Annotated in this window: 16 protein-coding genes and 1 riboswitch; of the genes, 9 read left to right on the forward strand and 7 right to left on the reverse strand. The window is 62.5% G+C overall.

All coding sequences use genetic code 11. From position 1 onward, the window contains the following. Positions 1-118 precede the first annotated feature (118 nt). Positions 119-343, reverse strand: a riboswitch (cobalamin riboswitch). 286 nt (positions 344-629) lie between these two features. Continuing rightward, positions 630-1,109 carry a hypothetical protein gene (locus tag BLU35_RS26705; RefSeq protein ID WP_162765052.1) on the reverse strand — a complete coding sequence of 160 codons (480 nt, stop codon included), beginning with the start codon at positions 1,107-1,109 and terminating at the stop codon, positions 630-632. Here BLU35_RS26705 and BLU35_RS26710 point away from each other — a divergent pair. Then, positions 1,071-2,015 carry a LysR substrate-binding domain-containing protein gene (locus tag BLU35_RS26710; RefSeq protein ID WP_176907455.1) on the forward strand — a complete coding sequence of 315 codons (945 nt, stop codon included), beginning with the start codon at positions 1,071-1,073 and terminating at the stop codon, positions 2,013-2,015. The genes BLU35_RS26705 and BLU35_RS26710 overlap by 39 nt on opposite strands. Here BLU35_RS26710 and BLU35_RS26715 read toward each other — a convergent pair. The 5 genes from BLU35_RS26715 to BLU35_RS26735 form a co-directional block, all read right to left on the reverse strand. Then, entirely contained in the window at positions 1,973-2,710 is a 738-nt protein-coding gene (locus BLU35_RS26715) for an aspartate/glutamate racemase family protein (protein ID WP_065373287.1), read from the reverse strand. The genes BLU35_RS26710 and BLU35_RS26715 overlap by 43 nt on opposite strands. Then, entirely contained in the window at positions 2,711-3,538 is an 828-nt protein-coding gene (locus BLU35_RS26720) for an ABC transporter permease (protein ID WP_093235194.1), read from the reverse strand. 1 nt (position 3,539) lies between these two features. Next, entirely contained in the window at positions 3,540-4,454 is a 915-nt protein-coding gene (locus BLU35_RS26725) for an ABC transporter permease (protein ID WP_093235195.1), read from the reverse strand. 208 nt (positions 4,455-4,662) lie between these two features. Beyond that, complete coding sequence (locus tag BLU35_RS26730) at positions 4,663-5,961, reverse strand: ABC transporter substrate-binding protein (protein WP_093235196.1); 1,299 nt, start codon at positions 5,959-5,961, stop codon at positions 4,663-4,665. Positions 5,962-5,994: 33 nt separating this feature from the next. After that, positions 5,995-7,083: an ABC transporter ATP-binding protein gene (locus BLU35_RS26735; RefSeq protein ID WP_093235197.1), complete on the reverse strand. Its 1,089-nt coding sequence runs from the start codon at positions 7,081-7,083 to the stop codon at positions 5,995-5,997. 421 nt (positions 7,084-7,504) lie between these two features. Between BLU35_RS26735 and BLU35_RS26740 the strand changes: the two genes are divergently transcribed. Genes BLU35_RS26740 through BLU35_RS26760 form a run of 5 tightly spaced genes read left to right on the forward strand, consistent with a single transcriptional unit; the run spans position 7,505 to position 12,539 of the window. Next, positions 7,505-8,347: a metallophosphoesterase family protein gene (locus BLU35_RS26740; RefSeq protein ID WP_093235198.1), complete on the forward strand. Its 843-nt coding sequence runs from the start codon at positions 7,505-7,507 to the stop codon at positions 8,345-8,347. Continuing rightward, positions 8,344-9,510 (forward strand): ABC transporter ATP-binding protein, encoded by a 1,167-nt coding sequence (locus tag BLU35_RS26745; protein WP_093235199.1) that lies wholly within the window; start codon positions 8,344-8,346, stop codon positions 9,508-9,510. The genes BLU35_RS26740 and BLU35_RS26745 overlap by 4 nt, the downstream gene beginning before the upstream one ends. Then, positions 9,503-10,417, forward strand: a complete 915-nt coding sequence (locus tag BLU35_RS26750) for a carbohydrate ABC transporter permease (protein WP_093235200.1) — start codon at positions 9,503-9,505, stop codon at positions 10,415-10,417. The genes BLU35_RS26745 and BLU35_RS26750 overlap by 8 nt, the downstream gene beginning before the upstream one ends. After that, a complete protein-coding gene (locus tag BLU35_RS26755; protein ID WP_093235201.1) occupies positions 10,414-11,250 on the forward strand; it encodes a carbohydrate ABC transporter permease in 837 nt (278 codons plus the stop codon). Before BLU35_RS26750 ends, BLU35_RS26755 begins: the two co-directional genes overlap by 4 nt. Before the next feature lie 23 nt (positions 11,251-11,273). Beyond that, complete coding sequence (locus BLU35_RS26760; RefSeq protein ID WP_093235202.1) at positions 11,274-12,539, forward strand: ABC transporter substrate-binding protein; 1,266 nt, start codon at positions 11,274-11,276, stop codon at positions 12,537-12,539. A 64-nt stretch (positions 12,540-12,603) separates the two neighbouring features. Here the strand turns inward: BLU35_RS26760 and BLU35_RS26765 are convergent, their stop codons facing one another. Further along, complete coding sequence (locus tag BLU35_RS26765; RefSeq protein WP_093235203.1) at positions 12,604-13,590, reverse strand: substrate-binding domain-containing protein; 987 nt, start codon at positions 13,588-13,590, stop codon at positions 12,604-12,606. Between the two features lie 236 nt (positions 13,591-13,826). On the opposite strand from BLU35_RS26765, the gene BLU35_RS26770 reads away from it, so the two are divergent. From BLU35_RS26770 to BLU35_RS26780, 3 genes are read left to right on the forward strand one after another with little or no spacing between them, the layout of a single operon-like run. Next, positions 13,827-14,855, forward strand: coding sequence for a substrate-binding domain-containing protein (locus tag BLU35_RS26770; protein WP_057251800.1), 1,029 nt, complete (start codon positions 13,827-13,829; stop codon positions 14,853-14,855). A gap of 59 nt (positions 14,856-14,914) precedes the next feature. Then, complete coding sequence (locus tag BLU35_RS26775) at positions 14,915-16,459, forward strand: sugar ABC transporter ATP-binding protein (protein WP_093235204.1); 1,545 nt, start codon at positions 14,915-14,917, stop codon at positions 16,457-16,459. A gap of 28 nt (positions 16,460-16,487) precedes the next feature. Then, entirely contained in the window at positions 16,488-17,477 is a 990-nt protein-coding gene (locus BLU35_RS26780; protein WP_093235205.1) for an ABC transporter permease, read from the forward strand. Position 17,478: the final 1 nt, after the last annotated feature.

Raw genomic sequence — 17,478 nt, forward strand, 5'->3', positions numbered from 1 at the left:
TCAATGACGCGGACATGACTTCACCCCGAAGCTTTCGACAGGCTGCCGGGGAGATGTCGAGACGATCAGGCAGGCTCATCCTGCCGCACGCAACTCAACTCCTCCGGACACCCCGCCCGTGGACGTTTTGCTCGAGGCAGGTCTCCTGGCTCACGGGTCTCAGCTTCCATCCCGACCTTCCCGAGGCCTCATGCCTCAGTGGTCCAATTCCGGACAGTCGCTCGCCGTCTACAGTTGCGGGGGCAGCTACGGCATAGCCTGGCGAAAACTCGCCGACGCACCGTATTCCCGTCTTAGCTCTCAATCCCTGCGAATCGAGAGAACCTCGAACACTAGATATAGTAGTTCATCGCAAATCTGCGTCAATAGGTACGAGGTGCCTGAAGCCGGGGAGAGAAGGTGATTTCTTTCGCCGTGTGGATAACAAGGAGTAAACGGCGGGATGCGGCGAAACTTGTGGGTGGAGAGCTCGGCTTCGAGCCCGGCGCTCGCTCCGTTGCCGATCACTTGCGAAGAGGCTCCGGCACGTCGCTTTTAGAAACGCCACGCCGGATCTCTCCCGAATTCGGTCCACGTGCTGGCAGGTGGCAGATCACGACAACTGCGCTGTCTCTTGCCTCTGCGCTCAGTCAATCGCAGAGCGACATGCTTACGTCTTTGTTTTCTCCGGGCTGGGCTCGAGGCGAAGCCCTTGCCATTTGCGGCGCGTCGCCGCAATCCCGCTCCGGCGAGGGCGGTGACTTGCGCGGATTGCCGTCCGTCGGCCAATGCCACGGATCGGCAATATCGCCGATGTGCGCCCGGACGGTCTCGTGATCCCGCGTCAATCCGATATCCTTCAGCTGGAATTCGCTGAACGTATCGATGTCGATGGTCGGGTTGAGTGCGTTGCCGGCCCAGTTCAGGGCATGAAGGATCGTTGATCGCACTGCGCTAAGCATTGCTATCCTCTTTGTTTTTGCTGTTGTGTTCGCGAAAAAAGTGAGGATTTTTGCTGCTTCGCGCAAAGCGATTTCTCGCATGCTGGCATAAAGAATGCTTATCTCAGGGCCATGAGCAAGATTCCTCCCATGAGTGCCGTGCGCGCCTTCGAAGCGGCCGCCAGACATCTGAGCTTCACCCGCGCCGCCGACGAGCTCGGCATGACGCAGGCGGCGGTCAGCTACCAGATCCGGATCTTGGAGGAGCGCATCGGCACGCCGCTCTTCGTTCGTCTTCCGCGTGAGGTGCGGCTGACGGCGGCCGGGCGGCAGCTGGCGCCGAAGGTGACCGAGGCGATCGATCTTCTCGGGGCTGCGTTTTCCGAGATCGCCGACAAGACCGAGCACCACCTGCACATTTCCGTGCTACCGACCGTCGTCTCGAGCTGGCTCGGCCAGCGGCTCGCCTCGTTTCAGACGGCCCATCCGAACATCAGCATCCGGGTGCACATGTCGACCGAACTGATCGACTTCAAGCGTGATGCGATCGACCTCGTGGTGCGCAGCGGCAACGGCGACTGGCCCGGCAACGACGTGTTTCCGCTCTTCCCTATCGATTACATGCCGGTCTGCACACCGTCCTTCCTGGAAAAGCACCAGCTCAAGGAACCGTCCGACGTTCTACGCGTGCGGCGTTTCGGCAACGCCAGCTGGTGGCGGCGATGGATGATCGAAACCGGCGTGGAACCACCGGCGAGCAACGGCACCGAACTGATCTTCGACGTTCAGGCGATGGACGTCGCCACGACACTTGCGGATCACGGCATTGCCATCGCCGTCTCGACCTTCCTGCTGGAGGAACTCAGAAACGGCAAACTCATCCGGCCGTTTGACCATGTGGTGCAGGACGGCCGGGCCTATTGGCTGGTCTACCCGCAGAGCCACCGGCGGCAAAAGAAGATCCAGGCCTTTCGCGAGTGGATCATTGCCGAGGCCGACGCATCGAATGCGCTGCTGGCGACCGTCGTGGGCGATTCCAGGTCGGCATCACCTCAAGCCGGGGTCGGAGCGAGCGCGCTCGTGAAACCTGAATAGGGCTTGCTGAGCGGCGACGCATAGGCCCCGCGCTTGCTCGTCATAAGTCCCTGTGACACGAGTGCTTCCGCCTGCTTGACCGCGGCCGAAACGCCGTCGATGACAGGGACGTCATAGTCCGCTTGGAGCGCCCGGGCGAGATCGGCCATGCCGGCGCAGCCGAGCACGATCGCTTCTGCGCCATCCTGATTGAGCGCCAGCTCGATCTCGCGCCGGAGTTTGGCGAGCGCGTCTGATGCCTTGTCCTCCAGTTCGAGCACCGGGATGTTGGCGGCGCGGACCCTTGCCCGGTCGCCCATGCCGTAATGCCGGACGAGATTCTCGATCAGCACCCGTGACCGTTCGAGCGTGGTGACGACGGTGAAACGTTGCGCCAGCATGGCAGCGGTCGCGACGGCGGATTCGCAGAGCCCCACCACCGGTATGCGGGCGAGCGCACGGGCTGCCTCCAAGCCGGTGTCGTCGAAGCAGGCGATGACCGCGGCATCGGCGCCTGCGGCCTCGCCGTCGCGGATTTCGGCGAGCAGGCCCGGCAGGGCGACGGCGCCGTCATAATGCCCCTCGATCGAGGCCGGTCCCGATCTGGAGGTGCGCGCGAGAATTTCCGTGGCAGGGTTGACGACAGTCCGAGCGGCCGCGGCTGCTTTGGCCGTCATCGACGCGGTGGTGTTGGGATTGATGATCAGGATGCGCATCTAGCCTAGCTCAGCTTTGCCTGGTGGCCTCGCAAGTGTCAGAATGACTGCGAGCGCGACGAGGATGATGGTGAAGGAGAAGAGGGTGGTGACCGTGCCGAGCGCATAGAGCACCGGCGTCGTCACATTCGTAGTCATGCCGTAGATCTCGAGTGGCAGAGTGTTGTAGCTGCCCGAAGTCATCAGCGTGCGGGCGAATTCGTCGTAGGAGAGCGTGAAGCCGAAGAGGCCTACGCCGATCAGGCTTGGCGCGATCATCGGCAGGAGAACGTGCTGGAAGGTCTGCCAGGACGTCGCCCCTAGATCGCGCGCCGCTTCTTCGTAGGCCGGTGAGAACCGGTTGAAGACCGCAAACATGATGAGCACGCCGAAAGGCAGTGTCCAGGTGAGATGCGCGCCGAAGCCGGAGGAATACCAGGCGGGCTTCAGGCCGAACTGCTGGAAGACGACGCCGATGCCGAGCGAGATGATGATCGACGGCACGACGAGACTTGCGACGGTGAGATAGAAAAGCGCGGTTGCGCCGCGGAAGCGTCGGCGGAAGGCAAGGCCTGCAAGCAGGGCGACCACGACGTTGACCGCCATTACCATCAGGCCGAGCGTAAAGGAGCGCCGGAATGAGGCGCCGAAGTTGCCGACCGCCTGCCGTTCGAACAGGTTGTAGAACCAGTGCAGCGATAGGCCGTTCAGCGGAAAGGTCAGGCCGCCGTCCGGTCCCTGAAAGGAGAGGATCAGCACGGCCGACAGCGGGCCGTAGAGAAACAGCACGAACAGCGTGAAGAAGATTGCGAGCAGGTAGAATTCCTTGCCGCGTCTCTCGTGGTTCATGTCAAAGCTCCTTGCGGATGTCGACGACGCGCAGGATCGCGGCGACCATGATGAGCACGACGATCAGAAGCACCACGGCATTGGCGGCCGCTGCCGGATATTGCAGCAGCGACATCTGGTTCTTCATCATCAGCGCGACGGAGGCGCTCTGGCCACCGGACATGACCTGCACCGTTGAGAAATCCGCCATGACGAGCGTGACGACGAAGATAGAGCCGATCGCGATGCCCGGCTTGGCGAGCGGCAGGATGACGTTCCAGAGGATCTGGCCGCCGGAAGCGCCGCAGTCGCGCGCCGCCTCGATCAGCGATCGATCGATCCGCATCAGCGTATTGAAGATCGGCGTGACCATGAACAGCGTGTTGAGATGCACCATGGCAAGCACCACGGCAAAGTCGGAGTAGAGCAGCCACTCGATCGGCTGTGGGATCAGGCCGAGCTCGATCAGGGTCGAATTGACAAGGCCGTTGCGGCCGAGCACCGGGATCCAGGAAATCATGCGGATGATGTTCGAGGTCAGGAACGGCACAGTGCAGACGAGGAACAGCACCATCTGCATGGTCGTTGTGCGGACATGGAAGGCGAGGAAATAGGCGACCCAGAAGCCGATTAAGAGTGTCAGCGCCCAGACGAGGACGGTGAATTTCAGCGTGTTGAGATAGGTCTTCCAGGTGACCCACGAGCCGAGCGTATCGGCGTAGTTCATCGTCAGGAAGTCCGGATAGAGACCGGCGAAGTCATAGTCCCAGAAGCTGACGACGATGATGGTCAGGATCGGCAGCACGAAGAAGAAGCCGAGGATCAAAAGGAGAGGGGTTGCCTGGAGATGGGAGGCCAGCGCGCGCGGAGCGCCCCGGCGACGGGATGCCTTCTCTGTCCTGATTTCCCCTGGCTGGGACGTCGCAAGTGTCGCCATCGTCGTTCCTCTCTCAATTTCTGCGATCGGGGTCCGCCCCTCATCCGCCTGCCGGCACCTTCTCGCCGCTTGCGGGAGAAGGGAGATGCGTCGCCGTCCGGCTCATTCTTGACCGCCAATGTGCACGCTCGGCCGGCTGATGTGGCACGTCCCCTCTCCCCGACTGCGGGGAGAAGGTTAGGGTGAGGGGGCGCTTCCGCGCCGGCGATTACGCCGCGATGAACTCGTTCCAGCGCTTGATCATGTAGCGGTCCTCGTCCATCACAGAGTTCCAGCAGGCGACCTTGCCCATGCGTTCCTCGAACGAGCCGCCGTCGCGCACCGCACCTGCTTTCTCCATGATCTTGCCCTCCGGCGAAAGGATGTCGCCTTGGGCGGGCTTGCCTTCCACCCAGAAACCCCACTCGTCCTCGGACATGAAGCCCTTGGCGGTCTCCATCGCGGCGGAGTAGTAGCCCTGACGGTTGAGGTAGGCGCCGACCCAGCCGGAGAGGTACCAGTTGATGTACTCATAAGCCGCGTCGAGCTGTGCGCCCTGGAGATGGGCGGCAAGCCCGAGGCCGCCGCCCCAAGCGCGATAACCTTCTTTCAGCGGCTGGTACTTGCAGGCGATGCCCTTGGAACGGACGGCGGCGACGGCCGGCGACCACATGGACTGGATGACGACTTCGCCCGAAGCCATCAGGTTGACGCTCTCGTCGAAGGACTTCCAGAAGGCACGGAACTGGCCGTCCTGCTTGGCCTTGATCAGGAAGTCGATCGTCTTGTCGATCTCGCCCGTGGTCATGTTGCCCTTGTCGGCATATTTGATGTTGCCGAGCGCCTCCATGATCATCGCGGCGTCCATGATGCCGATCGAAGGAATGTTGAGGATCGCGGTCTTACCCTTGAACGCCGGGTCCATGATGTCGGCCCAGGTCGAGATCTCGCGCCCGACGAGATCGGGGCGAATGCCGAGCGTGTCGGCGTTGTAGATCGTCGGGATCAGCGTCATCCAGTCGGTCGGCGACTTGGCGAAGGTCTTGGAATCTTGCGCCTCGACGAAGCCGACGGTGTGCGGTGCGGTCCCCTGGGCGACCACGCTTTCGGGTTTCAGCTTGCCGTCGATGAACAGCGGCACGACCTTGTCGAAGTACTTGATCTTTTTCACGTCCATCGGCTGCATCACGCCGGCTGGGAAGACCTTCTTGGCAATCCAGTATTCGATGTCGGCGATGTCGTAGGAATCGGGCTGGGTCACCGCACGCTGGGCGGCGGCGTCGGAATCGGTCGCCGTCATTTCCAAGGTGATGCCGAGGTCCTGTTTGCACTTCTCGGCAATCGCATTGATGTTGGAAACGCCGGTGCCGAACTGGCGAAGCGTGATCGGGTTCTGGGCCCAAATGGTCGGGAAGCCGGTGATGGCACCCGATCCGGCGATGGCGCCGACGGCGGCAGCGCCGGTCTTCAACAACGATCGGCGTGTCAGGCCGGCGCCAGGCTTTTCGGTTTTAGTTTCAGTCGTCATGTGAAGTTCCCCTTCTTGTGATGGTTGATTAGCTCATGCGGAAAGGCGGCCGAGGGGGACGACGTCCTCCAGGGTCCAGCTCAGGGACACCGCGTCACCGACCGCGACAGGCTTCCTGAAATAGTCAGCGTCGCTGACGATCAGCGCGAAGTCGTCGCTGCCGGCACCGATGGCGGTGAGCTTCACCGAGGCTCCGCGATATTCGATGTTGGAAACCACTGCCTGGAAGCCGAGTCCCTTCTCGCTCGGCGGATCGAGCCGCACACGATCGGTGCGGATGCCGATATCGATCGCCCGGCCGACTTCCTGGGCGATATCGCGCACCGAAAAGACCTGACCCTCCGCCGTCTCCATCTCGACGATGTTGTCGGTGATCGACCGGACTTTTCCAGAAAGCACGTTGTGGTCGCCCATGAAGCGCGCGACAAAGGCGGTGGCCGGCCGTTCGAACACCGTGCGCGGGGCCGCGGCCTGCTCGATCCGGCCGTTGTTCATCACCACGATCAGGTCCGCGAGCGCCATTGCCTCTTCCTGGCTGTGGGTGACGTGCACGAAGGTGATGCCGAGCGTCTTCTGCAGCTTCTTGAGTTCCGCACGCATGCGGATCTTCAGGAATGGATCGAGCGCCGACAACGGCTCGTCGAGCAGCAGCGCTTCCGGCTCGGTGATGAGGGCACGGGCAAGCGCCACGCGCTGCTGCTGGCCGCCGGAAAGCTGGGCCGGACGCCTGGAGGCATAGGCCTCCATCTGCATCAATCTCAGCATGTCGAACGCCCTGGTGCGGCGGGTGTCGCGGTCGACGCCCTTCATCTTCAGGCTGAAGGCAACGTTGTCGACGAGGTCGAGATGCGGGAACAGCGCATAGGATTGAAACATCATCGCCGTGCTGCGCCTGGCCGGCGGAAAATCGGTGACGACGACATTGCCGAGGCGCAGGTCTCCCGAAGAGATGTTCTCATGGCCGGCGATCATGCGCAGCGTCGAGGTCTTGCCGCAGCCGGACGGACCGAGGAAGCAGCAATAGCTTCCGGCGGGGATTTTCAGGCTGATGGAATGTACGGCGGTGGTCGAGCCGTACATCTTGGAAACGGATACGATATCGATCTCTGCGGCTTTCGACATGAGCGTTCTCCTTGCACCAGAGAAGAAGCATCAATCGTGCCAATTTCGTTCGCCGAGCCTAAGGCTATGTTTTCGCGCGAGAATGGCCGTTTCGGTTGCCGGCTGCAGTCGTTATCGGTTTAGGGCGACTGCTCACGAATTGAGCTTTTCGTCGTCAATATGCGCAAATTATTGTATACAATAGTATGAAATTTTGAGCACAACGACCGCGACGCTTCCATCGGGACGCGCAAGGGTGAACTTCGCGACCGGTTGGGCTTTCCTGCAGGTGACGCTTTCATGGAGAAACTGAAAATCAGCTGAGAACGACTGTTACCAAACTGACATGGCAAGCCCCTAAAGACTGCGGCCAACCGCATCGGAGGGGAGAGAAATCCCTCCGATGAGCACGCCTTGAAGCCATCGTCGGAGGCCCGTTCCCATGAAGATCGTCCAGATCAGCGACACCCATCTCAGCCCCTCCAAGAGCCATTTCAACAACAATTGGGAGCCGGTTCGCGCCTGGATCGAGGAAATGGCGCCTGATCTCGTCATCCACACCGGCGACCTCACGATCGACGGCGCCGACCGTGAAGACGACATCACCTTTTCGCTGGGCCTGATCAACCGGCTCTCGGTGCCGGTGCTGGTCGTTCCCGGCAATCATGACGTCGGCCATCTGCCGGGCTCGCACCAACCGGTCGACCCGGAGCGTCTTGCCCGCTGGCGCCGACTCGCCGGCCCGGATTACTGGGTCTCCGATCACGGTGATTGGCGGCTGATCGGGCTCAATAGCCTGCTCTTCGGTTTCGAAGACGAGGAAGAGGAAAAGCAGTTCGCCTGGCTGGAGGAGCAGTTGCTCAGCCGCGATGGGCGCCAGGTGGCGATCTTTGCTCACAAGCCGCTCTTCGTCGATGACCCGAAGGAAGGCGACACCGGTTATTGGGGCATCCGTCCTCGCCAGCGCCAGCGCCTCTTTGATCTCTTCGCCGGCGCCGACGTGGCGCTACATGCGAGCGGCCACCTGCATTGGGCCTGGACGGGCGAACACGCCGGAATGTCGCTCGTCTGGGCGCCGCCGACCTCCTTCATCATCGACACCCTGGAGCGGCCGATGCCGGGCGAACGGCTGGTCGGTGCCGTCGTGCACACGTTCAGCGAAGCCGGCGTCGTGAGCGAGATCGTTGCCGTTCCGGGGCTCGTCAGCCACGTGCTCGATCCGATCGTCGAGGAGGTCTATCCGCTCGCCGCCAAGAAGAAGCTTAAGGTGGAGGCGGCGCAATGAGCGTGCTTTCGCTTCGCGGCATCACCAAATCCTATGGCGGCAACGCCATTCTGAAGGGTGTCAGCCTGGAGGCGGAGGCAGGCGAGTTCATCGCGCTTGTCGGTCCTTCCGGCTGCGGCAAGAGCACGCTTCTTCGAATCGTGGCCGGGCTTGATCACGGCGATACCGGCGAGATCGTCATCGGTGGCCGCAGCGTCGTGCGCAAGGCTGCGGCCGATCGCAATGTCGCGATGGTGTTTCAGTCCTATGCCCTCTATCCGCACCTGACCGCCGGAGAAAATATCGCTGTGCCGCTCGCCATGCGGCGGCTGACGGCGGCGCAGCGCCTTCCCGTCATCGGCAATCTTATGCCAGGGCAGAAGCAGATCCGCACCGATATCCAGCGCCAGGTCAAGGAAATGGCCGGCGCGCTGAAGATCGACCATCTGCTCGACCGCAAACCGGGCCAGATGTCCGGCGGCCAGCGTCAGCGCGTGGCGCTTGCCCGCGCCATGGTGCGCCGCCCCGCCGTCTTCCTGATGGACGAGCCGCTCTCCAATCTCGACGCCAACCTGCGTGTCCATGCCCGCGGCGAGATCGTCGATCTCCACCGCCGCGCCGGCGTCCCGACGCTCTATGTCACCCACGACCAGTCGGAAGCGCTGTCGATGGCCGATCGGGTCGCCGTCATGATCGGCGGCAATCTGCTGCAATTGGCGAACCCGAAGGAGATCTACGACAACCCCTCCCATGTCGAAGTCGCGCGCTTCCTCGGCCAGCCGAAGATCAACGTGGTGGAAACCCGCGCCGATGCCGCCGGCATCGTCCGCTTCGGTGATCTGGTGCTGATAGCGAACCGGGGGCAGGCACCTGACGCGCCGGTGAAGCTTGCAGTCCGCCCGGAATTCGTTCGCTTTAGTCCGCAAGGTGCCGGCCGGCTGAGCGCGCGGGTCGAGCGGATGGAATTCCTCGGCTCGGAAGTGATCGTCCATGCCCGCCTCGACGCGATCGGCGAGGTGATGACCTCCAAGTCGGCGCCTGCCGAGGCCGCATCGCTTGCCATCGGCCAGCCTGTCGACGTCGAGATCATGCCCGAACGCGCAATGCTCTTCGATCACGAAGGTGCGCGGCTTCCGGCCGAACCGCTTGCTGTTGCGGCGACGCGGGAGAAGATTCATGGCTAGCGTCGCGACCTTCGAAACCGCACTCGCCGAGCCCGCGACGCGCGAGGCCCGCATCGCCTGGCTGCTCGCGCTTCCGGCGATCCTCCTCCTCTTTCTCTTCATCCTGCTGCCGACGCTTGCGGTGATCGTGCTCGGTTTTACCGATTTCGAGCTCGGCTACGGCAGCTTTCGTTTTGTCGGCTTCGAGAATTACGCCGAACTCTTCGGCGACCGCACCTTCCGCCGGTCGCTCTGGAACACCGCGGTCTACACGGCGATCGTCACGCCGGTCTCGATCGTTCTGGCGCTTGCGATCGCCATGCTGATCGAGGCGGAAACCAAGGGCCGGGCTTTCTTCCGCACGGTTTATTTCCTGCCGGTCGCCTCGCTGCTCGTCGCCATGGCGACCGTTTGGCAGTTCCTCTTCCATCCGACCATCGGCCCGATCAACACCTTCCTTGCCCTCTTCGGCCTTGCCGGCCCCAACTGGCTCGGCGCTTCGGGCACGGTGCTCTACGGCCTCTCGATCATCGGCGTCTGGCAGTCGGTCGGCTTCAACATGGTGCTGTTCCTCGCAGGTCTCACCGCCATTCCGCGGGAGCTTTATTCAGCAGCCGAAGTCGACGGTGCCAAGTCCTGGCTCGACCGCTTCCGGCTGGTGACCTGGCCGATGCTCGGGCCGACGACGCTGTTTGTCACCACCATCAGCATCATCAATTCGGTGAAGGTCTTCGAGACGGTGAAGACGCTGACCGAGGGCGGGCCAAACAAGGCATCGGAAGTGCTGCTCTTCACCATCTACCAGGAGGGTTTCGTCTACCTGCGCGTCGGCTATGCCTCGGCGATGACCGTCGTCTTTCTCTTGATCCTCGTCGTCCTGATGTTCCTGCAGTACCGCGTGCTCGACCGGAAGGTGCACTACGCATGATCACGAACGCTCTTTCCGTCGCCCGTATCGTCCGCCTCGCGGTCCTGTCGCTTGGCGCGCTGCTCTTCCTCGCGCCCTACATCTTCATGGTCTCGACCGCGGGCAAGGGGCAAAGCGAGATCTTCTCCTCGTCGCTGTCGCTGATCCCGGAGCAGTGGTCCTACATCGAGAACTTCTCCAAGGCTCTGTCGCGCGTCTCGATGACGACCCTGCTTTTCAACGGCGTTGTCGTCTGCGCACTGATCTTCGTCATCCAGATCGTCGTCGCCATTCCGTGCGCCTATGCCATGGCGAAGCTGAAGTTTCGTGCGGCCCGCGCCATGATGGTGCTGGTCATGCTCGGACTGCTGGTGCCGATCCATGCGACGGCGCTGCCGATCTATGTCGCCTTTGACAAGCTCTCGGTGCTGAACAGCTACGCAGCACTTGTGGCGCCGTTCTCGATCTCGGTCTTTGCGATCTTCCTGTTCCTGCAGTTCTTCCGCGCCATGCCCGACGACCTGATCCATGCGGCAAGGCTCGACGGCATGTCGGAGGCGGGCATCGTCGCCCGTGTCATCGTGCCCAACGCCTGGCCGGCGATCACCGCTTTCGCGATCTTCTCGGTGGTCGCCCATTGGAACGATCTCTTCTGGCCGCTGATCGTCGTCACGAACCAGGATTACGCCACCCCGCCGCTCGGCCTTCTCTTTTTCCGCGCGGCTGAAGCCGGCGACGACTACGGCGCGCTGATGGCCGCGACCCTCATCATCACCCTTCCCCTCGTGACGGCATTTCTGCTGGCGCAGAAGCGTTTCGTCGAGGGCATCACCATGACCGGTCTCAAAGGCTGAACGGTCCAACCTGGAGCACAACCATGAACCATCTGAGACAGCTTTTCACTGCGGCTGCCGCATCGCTGATGCTCGCAGCCCCTGCCTACGCCGAGACCCAGCTTACGGTCCACTATCCGATGCCCGGGTTCTTCAAGGACGTGATGGACACGATCTCGAAGAAGTTCATGGAAGAAAACCCCGACATCAAGATCACCTTCGCCAACCCGTCGGCCACCTATGAGGAAGGCATCCAGACGATCATGCGTCAGGCGGGCACGGCCGAGATGCCCGATCTGACCTTCATCGGCCTCAACCGCCTGCGCATGGTCAACGAGCGCGACATCCCCGTCGATCTCGGCCCGTTCATTGCCAAGGACGGCAATATGGCCGAGCAGGGCTTTTCAGAAAACATCCTGAAGCTCGCCCAGGTCGGCGGCAAGCAGGTGGGCCTTGCCTTCGCCACCTCCAACCCGATCATGTATTACAATGCCGATCTGGTGCGCAAAGCTGGCGGCGACCCGGACAGCCCGCCGAAGACCTGGAACGAGGTCATCGCGCTCGGGGCGAAGATCAAGGCGCTCGGCGACGGCAACGAGGGCATCGACTTCCGCTGGCAGGGCGACGACTGGATGTTCTCCGCACTGCTCTTCGGCGCCGGCGGCGACATGCTGAGTGCAGACGAGAGCAAGGTTGCCTTCAACGGGCCGGAGGGCCAGAAGGCCGTCGACGTGCTCGACCGCATGGTCAAGGAAGGTGGGCTGCCGGTTCTGACCAAGCAGGCTGGCGAGCAGGCCTTCGTTGCCGGCAAGATCGGCTTTGCGTTCCAGACGACCGGGGCGCTGCGCAACACGATCAAGAATGTTGGCGGCAAGTTCGACCTGCGCACCGCGCACATTCCGCTGATCGATCCGGTAAACGGCAAGCTGCCGACCGGCGGCAATGCCGTCGTCATCCTGACGCACGATGCCGAAAAGCAGGAAGCCGCCTGGAATTTCGCGAAGTTCGCCGCCGGCCCCTATGGCGCCTCCGTCGTCGTTCCCGGTACCGGCTATGTGCCGAACAACGAGCTCGCCGCCAAATCGCCGGAGTATCTCGCCAACTTCTACAAGGAAAACCCGCTGTTCCGCGCCGGTCTCGAGCAGATGCCGCTGATGCGCCCCTGGTATGCCTTCCCCGGCAGCAACGGTGTGAAGGTCACGCAGACAATCGTCGAGAACCTGTCGCGCATCATCGAGCAGACGGCCACGCCGAAGGAGGCGCTGGACGAGGCTGCAGCCGAAGTCGAAAGCCTGCTGCCGCGTAGCTGATACTATTTCCTTGATGATTGTCGCCGCCCCGGAGGAAATTCCGCGGGCGGCGTTCCTGTGTCGCTCAGACGAGGTGGCGAACGGTCCCGCCCGCGTAGAGGCGGCAGTCAAGGTTGAGATGGCGGCAGCCGGAGGCGTTCTCGGCCATGTCGAGCAATAGCGCCGCCGCCGCAAGCCCCATGTCTCCGTCGGGCATCGCTATCGTGGTGAGTGTTGGGCTCATCAATCGCCCGAGGGCGATGCCGTCGAAGCCGGCGACCGAGACATCATCCGGTACGGAAAGGCCTTCGCGTCGGAGCGCCGCGATTACGCCGAGGGCGAGAAGGTCGTTGGAGGCGATGATCGCCGTCGGGCGGTGATGCGCGAGGACCGCCGCGAGGTCGAGGTTCTCGTAACCGTCGACGAAGGGGATCTCGACAGCCTCCATCGGCTGGACGCCCGCCTCCTGCATGGCGGCGGAATATCCGTGGTAACGCAGGCGCGCACGGTCTGAGGAATGGAAGTGGCCTGACACGACGACAACGCGACGATGCCCATGCGCAAGGATATGCCGGGTCAATTCGTAGCCTGCGCGGTAATTGTCGACGGTGACGGCGGCGGCGAAGCGGGCGACGGGCCGGTTGTTGAGAAGCACGGTCGGCGGCAGCGCCGCCGAAAGCGCATCGCTGGTGCGGGCGTCGCAGAGCGTCAGGATCAGCCCGGTCGGGCGCTGCTCGAGCAGCGAGCGCACGGCGCGCGCCTCGAGTGCGGGATCATAATTCGATTGCGCGATCAGAACGCCATGGCTTGCCACCTGCATGCGGTGCTGGATGCCGGCAAGCGAGGCGGCGAAGACCGGGTTGGTGACGCTCGGCACCAGCACGCCGACGACCGGTTGGCTGCGGCTGGCGGTGCGCCCCGCGGCCGTCGCCGACCGATAGCCGAGCTCGGCGGCGGCCCGACGCACGCGCCGCACCATCTCGTCGCTGACGGGGCCTTCGCCGTTGAGCACGCGCGAGACGGTCGCCAGCGAGCAGCCGGCATGAAAGGCGATCTGTTGCAGGGTAGCCATCGCTGCCCTCTAGCCGATCCCCGTGACAGCAGATTGAAGGCCACCCCTCGCTGTTTTTTCACATCGCGCATGAATTATTATTCATGCCATGAATTATATTGACAGTCGGTGAGTCCGCGGCTTTAATTGCAATTGTCGGAAGTCGAGGAGGAGTTCCGGCGAACTCACATATTCAGCGGCCGCAAACAGGCGGTCCATTGGTTTTTGGGAGGGGCTTCGGCCCCGAGGAGGAACGCGTGCGCAAATTTTTCAGCACGACCGCTCTGGCGGTCATTGCAACGTCATTCTGGGCCGGTTCGGCAAGCGCCGAAACGACAAACCCGTTTCGCTGCCAGCCCGGCGAAAAATACGTCATGAACGTCATGGTATCCGGCGTCGAATACTGGTTCCCGGTCTATGAGATGTTCAAGCAGGCCGGCCAGCAGTTCGGCTGCGAGACCGAATATACCGGCACGCCGGAGTATGACGTCAACAAGCAGATCGCCACCTTCGACCAGGCGCTCGCCCAGAATCCGGCCGGGATACTGGTGCACCCGATGAACTCCGATCCGTTCATCGAGCCGATCAACCGGGCGATCGACCAGGGCACGGCCGTCGTCACCTTCGCCGCGGACTCGCCGCTGTCGAAGCGTGTTTCCTTCATCACCTCCGACAACAGCCGCGAGGGCACCTACGCCGCCGACGCGATCGCCGAGAAGATGGGCGGCAAGGGCGAATATGCCGTGCTCGAAAACCCCGGCCAGGACAACCACGACAAGCGCATCACCGCCTTCGTCAATCGCATGGCCGAGAAGTGGCCTGACATGAAGCTCGTCGGCCGCGCCGCCTCGAACCAGGATCCGAACAAGGCCTATCAGGGCCTGATGAGCATCATCCAGGCCAACCCGAACCTCGGCGCAGTCTTCATGCCGGAAGCGAACTCTGCCATCGGTGCGGCCCAGGCGAGCAAGGAAAGCGGCGGCAAGGTGCTCGTCATGTGCGCCGACGTCAACGCCAACATCCTCGACATGATCAAGGCCGGCGAAGTCTTCGGCTCGATCAACCCGAACCAGGGCATGCAGGGCTATATGGGCTTCATGCTGCTGTGGATGGCCAAGCACCCGGAACTGATCGACCCGATGAACGACGCCAAGCGCGCCGGCTTCAACCCGATGAGCATCCCCTTCGTCGACAATGGTCTTTCGATCGTCACCGCCGAGAATGCCGACGACTTCTACTGGGACAAGTACCTGAAGCGTCGTGGTACCAAGGGTATCGACGAGTAAGGGCGAAAAATGGCTGCCCGGTCCGCTCCGGGCAGCCAATGATACGGGTGGAGGACGGCATGACAGCACAACCGGTTCTGGAGGTCCGGCGCGTCACCAAGCATTTCGGTGCGGTGAAGGCGTTGACCGAGGTGGATTTTCGGCTTGAGCGCGGAGAGATCCACGCGCTCTGCGGCGAAAACGGCGCCGGCAAGTCCACGCTGATGAACATCATTGCTGGTGTGCTGCAGCCGAACGAGGGCGAGATCCTCGTTGACGGAGCACCTGTCAAAATAGGCTCTCCGGCGATCGCCCAGACGCTCGGGATCGGCCTCGTACACCAGGAGATCGCGCTCTGCCCGGACGCGACGGTGGCAGAAAACATGTTCATGGCCGCCACCAATCGCCGTCGCTCGCCGCTGATGAATTACGGCGCGCTGGAGCGCGAGGCGCAAGGTGTGATGAACCGGCTGGCACCGATCGACGTCCGCCGGAAGGTCGCCGACCTCGGCATTTCCAGCCAGCAGCTCGTCGAGATCGCCAAGGCGCTGACACTCGACTGCCGCGTGTTGATCCTCGATGAGCCGACGGCGGCGCTGACGGAGGCCGAAGCCCAGGCGCTGTTCGGCATCGTCCGCGATCTCAAGGCCGCGGGCATTTCGATCATCTATATCAGTCACCGCATGGCCGAAATCTTTTCGCTCTGCGACCGCGTCACCGTGTTTCGCGATGGCCGCCATGTGGTCACCGAGAAGATTTCGGACGTCACGCCTGATGATGTCGTGCGCCGTATGGTCGGCCGCGAGATCAGCCAGCTCTATCCGCAGAAACAGGCGTCGGAAGCCCGCTCGGACGAGACGATCCTGTCGGTTCGCAATTTGTGCGATGGCGATCGCATCGACAGCGTTTCCTTCGATCTGAAGCGAGGCGAGATCCTCGGCATCGGTGGCCTGATCGGCTCGGGCCGCACCGAGATCGCCGAAGCGATATGTGGTCTTCGGGCCAAATCTAGCGGCGAGATCACCCTGCGCGGAAAAGTCCAGCGGATCGGCAACTACCGTGATGCCGTCAACACCGGCATCGTCTACCTCTCCGAGGACCGCAAGGGCTCCGGCGTGTTCACCGAACTGTCGATCGCCCAGAACATTTCTGTCCTCGATCTGAAGACGCTGACGGGTCCGCTCGGGCTCTTGAATTCCAGGGCCGAGGCCGATCTGGCGCGTGATTTTGTCCGGCGCCTCGGGGTGCGCATGGGCGGCATCGACATGCCGGTCTCGTCGCTTTCGGGCGGCAACCAGCAGAAGGTGGCGATCGCCAAGCAGCTTGCCGTTCGGCCTCAGGTCATCCTGATGGACGAGCCGACGCGCGGCATCGACGTTGGCGCGAAGTCTGAAATCCATCGGCTGCTGCGCGAACTGGCGGAAGCCGGCATCGGCATTGTCGTCATCTCATCGGAACTGCCGGAACTGCTTGGGCTTTGCGACCGGGTGCTGGTGATAAGGGAGGGCGCGATCGCCGGCGAGCTTGATGATACGGATATGAGCGAGGAGGCGGTGATCCGCCTGGCGTCCGGCGTGACGCAAACGGATCAGATCGCAACAGGCGGGGCAGCACATGTCGCCTGAAAGAACGGAAAGAGCCGGGGAGGCGGAAATGGCAGTTGATACGATGGTTGCAACCGAGAGGCAGGCGCCGGCCTGGAAACGCATCGGCACGATGCGCGAAGCAGGGCTGATCGCGATCATCCTCGCACTCGGGATCGTCATGAGCTTCGCCTCGCCGCATTTTCTCACCTTCGGCAACTTGCGCGCCATGCTGATGAGCTTCTCGGTCGAAGGCATCGTCGTCGTCGGCATGACGATCCTCTTGATCGTCGGCGGCATCGACCTTGCCGTCGGCTCGGTCGTCTGCTTCGCCATGGTGCTTGCCGGCTCACTGTTCCTCGCCGGCGTCGATCCCTGGACGGCCTCGCTGGTCGGCATCCTTGCAAGTAGCATGATCGGCATGATCATGGGCTTTTTCGTCACCATCGTCGGCCTCAACCACTTCATCACGTCGCTGGCGGCGATGGTGATCGTGCGCGGTCTCTGCCTGGTCATCACCAAGGGCACTCCTCTGTCACTGTTCACGCTGCCGGCCTCGTTCAAGGCTGTGGGGCAGGGCACCTTCCACGGCGTTCCCTATGTCATCCTGATCTTCGTTGCGGTCGTCATCCTCTTCGATTTCCTGCTCCGTCGGGCAACCGCCTTCCGCAAGGTGTTCTATACCGGTAGCAACGAGAAGGCGGCGCTCTACTCTGGCATCAAGACCAAGCAGGTGAAGTTCTGGGTGACGGTGCTCTGCTCGACGCTCGCCGGTGTCGCCGGCGTCATCTACATGTCGCGCTTCGGAGCCGCGACGCCGACCTTCGGCGTCGGCATGGAGCTCAACATCATCGCGGCGGCCGTCATCGGCGGCGCCTCGCTCAACGGCGGGTCGGGCACGATCCTCGGCGCCATTCTCGGCATCGCGCTGCTTTCGGTCGTCACCAGTTCGTTGATCCTGCTCGACGTGTCCGTCTATTGGCAGGACATGATCAAAGGCTGCATTCTCTTAGCTGCCGTTTCCATCGACCACTTGCTGCACAAGCGGAAGGCCGTCTGAA

The organism is Sinorhizobium sp. NFACC03, from assembly GCF_900103435.1.
GTDB lineage: Bacteria > Pseudomonadota > Alphaproteobacteria > Rhizobiales > Rhizobiaceae > Ensifer.